Source organism: Sphingopyxis sp. sgz302558 (assembly GCF_057220455.1).
Map to the genome: position 1 here is coordinate 664,843 of NZ_JBXPUZ010000003.1, position 8,026 is coordinate 672,868.

Annotated in this window: 5 protein-coding genes and 1 pseudogene; 3 read left to right on the forward strand and 3 right to left on the reverse strand. The window is 56.6% G+C overall.

Annotation, left to right across the window (positions count from 1 at the left end; all coding sequences use genetic code 11):
• Positions 1-209 precede the first annotated feature (209 nt).
• Positions 210-2,726, forward strand: coding sequence for an ATP-binding protein (locus AC2TC0_RS13855; protein ID WP_484718102.1), 2,517 nt, complete (start codon positions 210-212; stop codon positions 2,724-2,726).
• A gap of 4 nt (positions 2,727-2,730) precedes the next feature.
• Complete coding sequence (locus tag AC2TC0_RS13860) at positions 2,731-4,491, forward strand: hypothetical protein (protein ID WP_484718103.1); 1,761 nt, start codon at positions 2,731-2,733, stop codon at positions 4,489-4,491.
• Here AC2TC0_RS13860 and AC2TC0_RS13865 read toward each other — a convergent pair.
• The 3 genes from AC2TC0_RS13865 to AC2TC0_RS13875 all read right to left on the reverse strand — a co-directional run bounded on the left by AC2TC0_RS13865 (position 4,488) and on the right by AC2TC0_RS13875 (position 6,992).
• On the reverse strand, positions 4,488-5,735 hold the full coding sequence (locus AC2TC0_RS13865) for a DNA methyltransferase (RefSeq protein WP_484718104.1): 1,248 nt from the start codon (positions 5,733-5,735) through the stop codon (positions 4,488-4,490). The two genes, AC2TC0_RS13860 and AC2TC0_RS13865, sit on opposite strands and share 4 nt — an antisense overlap.
• Positions 5,736-5,745: 10 nt before the next feature.
• Positions 5,746-6,093 carry a hypothetical protein gene (locus AC2TC0_RS13870; RefSeq protein WP_484718105.1) on the reverse strand — a complete coding sequence of 116 codons (348 nt, stop codon included), beginning with the start codon at positions 6,091-6,093 and terminating at the stop codon, positions 5,746-5,748.
• 329 nt (positions 6,094-6,422) lie between these two features.
• On the reverse strand, positions 6,423-6,992 hold the full coding sequence (locus AC2TC0_RS13875) for a hypothetical protein (protein ID WP_484718106.1): 570 nt from the start codon (positions 6,990-6,992) through the stop codon (positions 6,423-6,425).
• A 206-nt stretch (positions 6,993-7,198) separates the two neighbouring features.
• Between AC2TC0_RS13875 and AC2TC0_RS13880 the strand changes: the two are divergent.
• Positions 7,199-8,026, forward strand: a pseudogene (locus AC2TC0_RS13880) (IS3 family transposase); the annotation flags it as partial.

The following is an 8,026-nucleotide window of genomic DNA, read 5'->3' on the forward strand; positions in this document are numbered from 1 at the left end:
GTTGCTCGCCTCCAGAACGTGTCGATTTCCTGGAGGCGCTGCGTCGGGACATGCACAATCTCTCCAAAAGAGCGCGCCAAACCTCTAAGGCAATGTTGCCACGGTCCCGCGTCGGCGCGATCGAGAGCAATCTCTCATTGGTTGAATCGTTGCGGATCCGATATTGCGTGGCTAGTTAACAACAATGAATGATCAAGAAATGATGTTGAGTGACTGATCAGCGCGGCGAACTACGCGTCGGAGCGCATGTTCTTGTCCAGCTTGGCAGCGAACTCGTGACAGACGTCGAGCAGGCGCTGCTGGAATGCGTGAAGAACGCCTATGATGCCGACTCACATGGTTGCCGAATCGTCATCGACACCGAAGCGACGGGAGCATTGGACGAGACAGCACCAGCAGGTGAGTTATTGAAATTCAATGTGCCGGCCGAAAATGTCGCTGTCCGCTTCGAGACGGAAGAAGGGCGCCAGCTTCGGAAAGACCACGCCGACGATGAACTTGTGCGCCGGACCTTGGAATATCGGGGTCGAATTTCCATCGAAGACACGGGCGTAGGAATTCCTTTCGAAAACTTGAGCAAATCTTGGTTGGTAATAAGTGCGTCGTTGAAGCGTGGCGATGAAGACGGACCTAAGAAGAAGACCTTGTTGGGACGGACCCCTCTTGGCGATAAGGGACTGGGCCGCCTGGGAACGATGAAGCTGGGCGATATTTTGCTCGTGGAATCGGCCACCGCGGCGACAGCGGAAATATCTTCGGCCTGGTTTCGATGGGCGGATTGCGAAAAAGCAAGGACCGTCGACGAAATTCCGGTGAAGCTCTCGCGCAACCCAAATAGCCAAGGATTCAAAGGCACCCGCGTATCTGTTTTGGGCATCCGCGATCTGCAAGAATGGAAGCGAAAGGACCGGCTCAGCGAAATCACCCGCAGCATGGCTCGACTCATCTCACCGTTCGAGGCCGCTACGACGTTTCCGGTTACCGTCCAGCTCGATGTTGGTGAGCAATCGCTTGCTCTCGTGACTGACGAGCTTCTGTCACGTGCGATGGCCGATTTTTCTTTCAAATGGCAGACCGTCGAGGGCAAACCTGGCCTGACGGTTCGGGCGCGATTGCGTCGTCGTCTTCTTACGTCGCAGCGAACGCGGGCTTTGCGCGATCGTACCACGCGCGTCTTCGGCCAAGATGGCGGAAAAGCGTTTGCAGAGTATTTGAAGAACAGTCCGCGGTTGAAGGGGTACGATGAGACGCGCATCGACGCTGAAGGGGCTTGGTTCGCGGAAGTTGAGCATCACTTTGATGGAACTCAGCTCATGGCCAAGCAAGAGCAGACATTTGAAAATCCCGGTCCCTTTTCCGGAGCGTTTTATTTTTTCCATTTCGTTGGAGACGAAGAAGAAGAATCGAGCGCGGCAACCGGGACCGGCGCAAGTCTTCAAGCGGTCCGAGACTTAGCAGGAATATCCATTCTCCGAGACGGTTTCCAAGTTCGGAACCGTGGAGATTGGCTCGGCCTCTCCGTAGGGATGACGTCAGGAAGTACGTATAACCTGCGTCCTGAGAATACGCTCGGCTATTTCGCGCTATCTGGTGAACGCAATTATAAGCTCGTTGAAAAGTCCGATCGGGAGGGATTCGTTGACAACGCGGCTTATCGCGGGTTTTTAAATCTTGCGCGCACCTGCCGAGATTTCGCAAATGGTGCGATCGTGGCTGTGCGTCGATCTTTAGACGAGTACGATAAAAAGTCGCACCCGAAGGATGAGGCAAAAGGTAAAACACTAAGTGGAGATCTCGAGCGCGTGGGCTCCATGGCGGCCGCTACTTTGGAAGCTGGAAAACTTGCAGAAGCGCTCAGCGACGAGTTGAAGAATCTAGGTGATGCTGTCGACGCAGATCCGGAGCGCCGCGAACGTGTTGCGGCACTAACCGACCAGCTCGTCCAAGTCGCGAGCCAGAGCATTGACCTGGGCGACACACCCGCCGTTCTGGTCGATCGGATCGAGCGCGAGATAAATGATGGACGGGAACGATCCGCTGCATTGGTCGAGAGCGCCGCAATCGGGCTTGCGTCGCGCGGTCTCATGCATGAACTGCGCGCCCATCTTGCCGAGATTCGGCACAGGGTTACATCGTTGGAACGGAGCGGAGAGCTGGGACGCGATGCGGTTGTGCATCTCACCGCGATAAGGCGATCTTGCACAGCCATCGCCCAAGCTGCTGCGCAAGTCGATCCGATGATGCCGCGGTCGCGGGATCACAAAAGCAATTTCGATGTTCTTGAGATCGTGAGTTCTTACTTTGAGCAGCGTGCTGGTGTTTTCAGTTCTACGGACATTGATGTGGAGGTCGGCGGCCAGAGCCTGATGGTCCGTATGAACCCTGCACGACTTTTACAGACACTCGACAATCTTACGAGAAACAGTATTTTTTGGCTTGGTCGGCTCCCTAAAGGGAGGAAGAAAAAGATAGAGATTATAGTGTCGTCGTCTGGATTGATCTTCTCAGACACAGGACCTGGGGTTGACCCCATTGTCGAAGAAACGCTTTTTGACCTATTTGTAACCTCGCGCCATCATGAAGAGGGAGGGCAAGGTTTGGGGCTATTTATATCCAGCGAGCTTCTTGCTCTTGAGAGTGCGAGCATCGCGCTCTTGCCCGAGCGTAACAAGGGCGGCCGAAAATATCGGTTTGTGATCGATTTATCGGCTGTTCGTCAGGGGTAGGGACATGGCTCTGGCTGAGATAAAGCATGCTCTCGGCGTAGAGCGGGTGATCTGGATAGATGACGTATTCGGAGAGCCCGTCGTCGATCTCGCGATGCTTGCGCGTGAGCATCCCGAGATTCAGGAGACTTTCCCCGAATTGTCGCCTGCGTTCGCAAGCGAGGAGTTCGGCGACATCGATACCGAGCTTCAGCAGGTGGTGAGCGAAATGGAGGCGAAGCGCCGGGAAGAGCTCCAGCTAAGCTTGCTGCAAATTGACGCGGAAAAATCTCCCGCGGTTGAGCTCGAAAAGGCGATGATAGACGATATATGCGGACAACTGGGCGTATTGGACGATGACCGCTGGACATTCGAGAAAGCCGACGCGCAGCTGAAAAATGGCGACGGTCAGGACGCAAATACGGCCTATTTGATCGACTTGAAGGAGGGCAAAGTTTCTAGCCGGCGCGGACTCGATGTGTTGTCGCAGTTGAGAAAGAATAATTCAAACGGCGTCGCGTTCATCCTGACCCATGAGAGCACCGCGGCAAATGAGGCGGAACTCGAAAATGCGCTAGAGGGTGAGATCGAAGAGGCAGCGGATTTCTCACCGTGCATCACTGTGATCTCGAAGGAACGTCTTTCCGGGAATTCCGCAGATGTTGAGGCATCTCTATCCATTGCGCTAAAGCGCGCTGGTCTTCGAAAGGTCTTGTATAAGGTTCTCAGCACCGCATCGTCACGGGCGGCAAAAGCCTATGAAATTACGGCAACATCGCTCGCTAAAGTCGAACCCGAAAGACTGGAGCAGTATGTTTATGACCGAGGGCGGAGAGAAGGTGTTTCTGAACTGAGCGTTGTCGAGCGAGCTTTGACCGCTGGCGCATCGGCGGAGATGCGTAATTTTTTCGCAACGGATGCTGTAATCGACCAAGCGGTTAAGTCGCTTCGTGCTCTCCAAACTATCGCGCTGGACAATAAGCCGCTTGATGCGGGGCCCATTCTCACAGAATTGCACAATGCCGAGATTTGGGACGGCGCGAGCGTCATCAACACCGCACTGTCGCCCTTGGCGAACGGCGATGTGTTTTGCTTTGACGATACGGAACCGGCCGCACCGCCATCGTCGAAGCTGTTTGTGCTGCTTGGCCAGCCCTGCGACATCATGCTGCGCCCAAAGGGGGAGCGGCAATCCGATATGGGCATGTTGGTGCCGTTGCATGAATATACCGATAATGCTGTGCCGATGCCAGATCCCGATGGCATGGATGAGGACGAGTCAAAAAAGATGCCCGAGCTACCGTTTCGGTTGAACGGCAAGCGTTTCAGATTCAATCTCCGGGATCTGGCGTATGTCCGGCTGTCCATCCTGGATTTGGCCTGCTTCCGTTCCGATGGATGCATCAAAGTAGACGCTGGCCACGGCGCTCCGGTAGGAATGTTGGCGGGCAGCTCGCTGATTTACGCGGACCGCACCGCCGCAGCTGACGTTTCATTGCAAGCACCGGTACCCGCGCCGCCGCAGCAGGGAGCTCGCTTGCCGCTAGACGATCGCCTCCTTCTTACAATGAGCGAAACAAGGACGTGGAACTCTGTTCGCTTGGGCAAACGTTTGGCTCCGTTCAACCCCGGTCCAGGACACGCGCTCCAGCCGCTGCCTGATCGCGTCACATGGCATTTGCGAAGAGAGGGTCGTATCCGCGCGCCATATTCATCCTTTCTTCTCGAACGCGCACTCAAAATGCTTGGTAGGCAGGCCTTCGATCTCGATTTCACTAAGGACTAGCGAGTCAGCCTGTGGAGCAGCACAACTTCTCGCGCTCCTCCCGTCTTGCCTCGAGACGTCGCATGCCATTTGCGGTTTGGAACGGCCCGCCACAGCCGGCCGTCTTCTCGTTCTCCAAGCGCCGATAGCTTGACCTCTTCCCATCCCGCCTCAGCCGCGACCGAGAGATATCGCGCCAGCTGCCATTCGGGTTCAGCGAATGCCACAACTTGGACAAGTGTCGTTTGGTAGTCGGCGATATTTGCAAGAGAACGAAGGCCTGCATGGAGTTGCGAAAAATATGTGGGCAAGCCTGGCTTACTCCGCCCACCCATGGTGTAATAGGTCTCACCAGAGCCATCGAGCGCTTTCGCGATGAAAAAGGGTGCCGGCGACTCCTTCCGGCCGTCTACTTGCCAACGGTGGTAGAGGACATGAACGCCAGGGTAAGGCGGACTGGTCACGATGAGACGCGGGGCGCCTGCTTTGATGACAGCAGCATCCTCGTCGACGCCGATGATAGACCTGTTCAGCACTTGCGGCGGGAGTGCGCGATGATCTTCCACGGCGTGATATAGCTGCACCGCGCCCCGCGCTATGATCCCCGCGCTACATTCCAACATCGCTCGGAATTCGTCGGTCGTGGGAAGCTTTTTTCGCCCATCCAACGCCCAGTGCGCCGTGCGCAATACGGCGCAACGAGCCAGTGCCTCATGGGACGGATCGTCAAGTTGCTCGATCGCTCCTACCGCCTGTGCGATGGCCTTCCGAAGACGCCAGCGGTTCTTGCTGCCTAAGTTGCGAAAGTATCCTAGCTGAGCCCAATCGTCGAACGACGGCTCGGGTAGATTCATATGTATTTTCGATGCCACGGTCCGGACGGTGGCTTTGAAGCGTTCTGCGTCGGTCGGATTGAGACTTACCAGTTTCGTCCGCGTGACGAATTCAGCTAAGGTACTAATATCACTTCCGATAGCTTTGCGACCGCGAGCAAAGGCCTCGACGAGCGTCGTGCCGCCGCCCACATACGGGTCAAACACGAGATCGCCTGGGCGCGTGAAGGTTTCGATAATCTGCCCAACCATTTGCGGAGAGAAGCGGGCGGGATAGTTATAATGGCAATGTGTCAGTCCCTCGACCGGCTTCGCGTCGCGAGCGCCGGCAATCAATGCCAATTGGGCATCATGGTCGAGCGGCAGCAGGGGCGCCGCAACGGGTGCCGGAATGGGTTGAATTATCGGTGCAGAGCGGACGGCCGGGGTCATTGGCTGCGGTTCATGAGGCATCGGTATGGCTTTCCGGCTCGAGGTCTCGTTCAACTGCGTCGGCCATATAACGTAACACCTGCAGTGCGACTTGAGGAACATCCCGTATTATCTGTATCACTTGTGTATCAGATAGATCGGTTGCGATGGGATCGACGCTGCTCGACAGCCGATGTATCCGTTGCCAGAGGTCGTGCCGAGTTGCTGGAACGGCGCCGCCTCCCTGCTTTCGGATGCGATTAATCCTAAGTCGCGTGACGCCCAATCGGCGGGCGGCCTCGGACTCATTGTGCCCTGCCTGCCGGACAACGGCCTCGATTGCCTGCAGCAGAGCGGAATCCTGTTCAACCTTTGGCATTTGTATCGTTTGTATCATTAAATGAAAACACATGCAACAATAGATACAGGAATTTGAACCAGCCCGCACTGGCCGCTCTCTTTACGCGCTGTAAATTCAATGAAGGAGCTACGATGATTGCCGACCAAAGTCTGGCATCGTCGATGCAAGCGCCTCCCTGAGTCGGGCTGCGCCTCCCGAAAGTGCGCGGCGCGCGCGGCGCTTGATCGTCTTTCGGTCATCCGCATTTGGCACGGTCGGTCAGATTTTCTCCGGCGTTTTTCCGACTGGGCCACTCGCCAGCTGCCCTTGTACGCGACTTTATCTGACCCCGCTGAATCGAACTTGACTTACCCCACGCGAAAAGATGGAAGCGCAGGAATGCGCGCTGCTGTAGTAAACGCGAAAGTGGCATCGCGGCGGAGATGTTCTTGGAGATTAACTTGCGTATCCAGAACGCGTCGCGTCAAATTTGACGGATCGTTGACATCCCGAAAATGGGTCAGCGGATTTCGCAACTCGCACAGCCGTCGCAAATCCTTGGCCAGCTCGTCGGATATAGTGCCGCGGGCGATCGAACGCTTAATCGTCTCGGAAAAGCTGATTTTCGGCGGTAACGACTGTGCATCAAATCGAAGCAAAAAGTTGCCGGCCAAAATATTCTCAACCAGCGCCTGAGCCAGCAATATGGCAGCTACGAGGTTTCCGTGGATGAAGCTTGAACGAAGCTCCTCCCATGCTGCAAACGTCGTTTCTCCGCCGGGCATGAGCGTGCCGCCTGACCCGAGTGACGAACATAGATCATCGAGCATCCGAAAGCGCCCGACCTTTTCAGCGAAGTCGCTTTCCAGATCGGCCAGCAGCAAATGGGCGAAGCCAACATCGCCTATGGGCGAAAACAGATCGCCGTTGTTAGTCATATCTTCGACCATCGCTATAGGACCTTATGATGTGGCGCATCTTTCGCTTGATATCCGCCATTGATCTGCCCCCTTCTGAGTGGTCCAAAATTGATGATATTTTGGATGACGAAGGAGACATGGAATGCCGAGCAAGAAGGATCGCCCGGAAGAGATTATCGGCAAGCTGCGNTTGATGATATTTTGGATGACGAAGGAGACATGGAATGCCGAGCAAGAAGGATCGCCCGGAAGAGATTATCGGCAAGCTGCGTGAAGCGGAGGTTGTGCTGGCGCAGGGCGCCACGACCGCCGAGGCGTGCCGTCGGATCGCGATCAGCGAGCAGACCTACTATCGTTGGCGCAAGGAATACGGCGGCCTGAAGACCGATCAGGCGCGTCGAATGAAGGATCTAGAGAAGGAGAATGCGCGGCTTCGTCTTGCGATATCCGACCTGACGCTCGACAAGCTGATCCTGCAGGAGGCTGCTCGGGGAAACTTCTGAGCCCCGCGCGCCGAAGGCGCTGTATCGACCACATCAGAATGATGATGCCGGTGTCCGAGCGGCGGCTCTGCCGCGTGCTCGGGCAGCACCGATCGACACAGCGCAAGGCGCCCCGCGGGGCGGATGACGAAGCAGCTCTGACCGAGGATATCATCGCGCTGGCCCGGCAATATGGTCGCTATGGCTATCGCCGGGCGACGGCGTTGCTGCGTCATGCGGGGTGGCATGTGAACCGCAAGCGGGTCGAGCGCATCTGGCGTCGCGAGGGGCTCAAAGTGCCGCAAAGGCAGCCGAAGCGCGGGCGGCTGTGGCTGAACGACGGATCATGCATCCGGCTCCGGCCGGAATATCCCGGGCTCGTCTGGTCCTACGACTTCGTCGAGGGCCGCACCCATGACGGGCGCAAATACCGGATCCTGTCGATCATCGACGAGGCGAGCCGGGAGTGCCTGGCGTTGCCGGTGGCGCGTAAGCTCAAGAGCGACGACGTGCTCGCGGCACTGGCCGAGCTGTTCGTCACGCGTGGGCCGCCGGCGCATATACGATCGG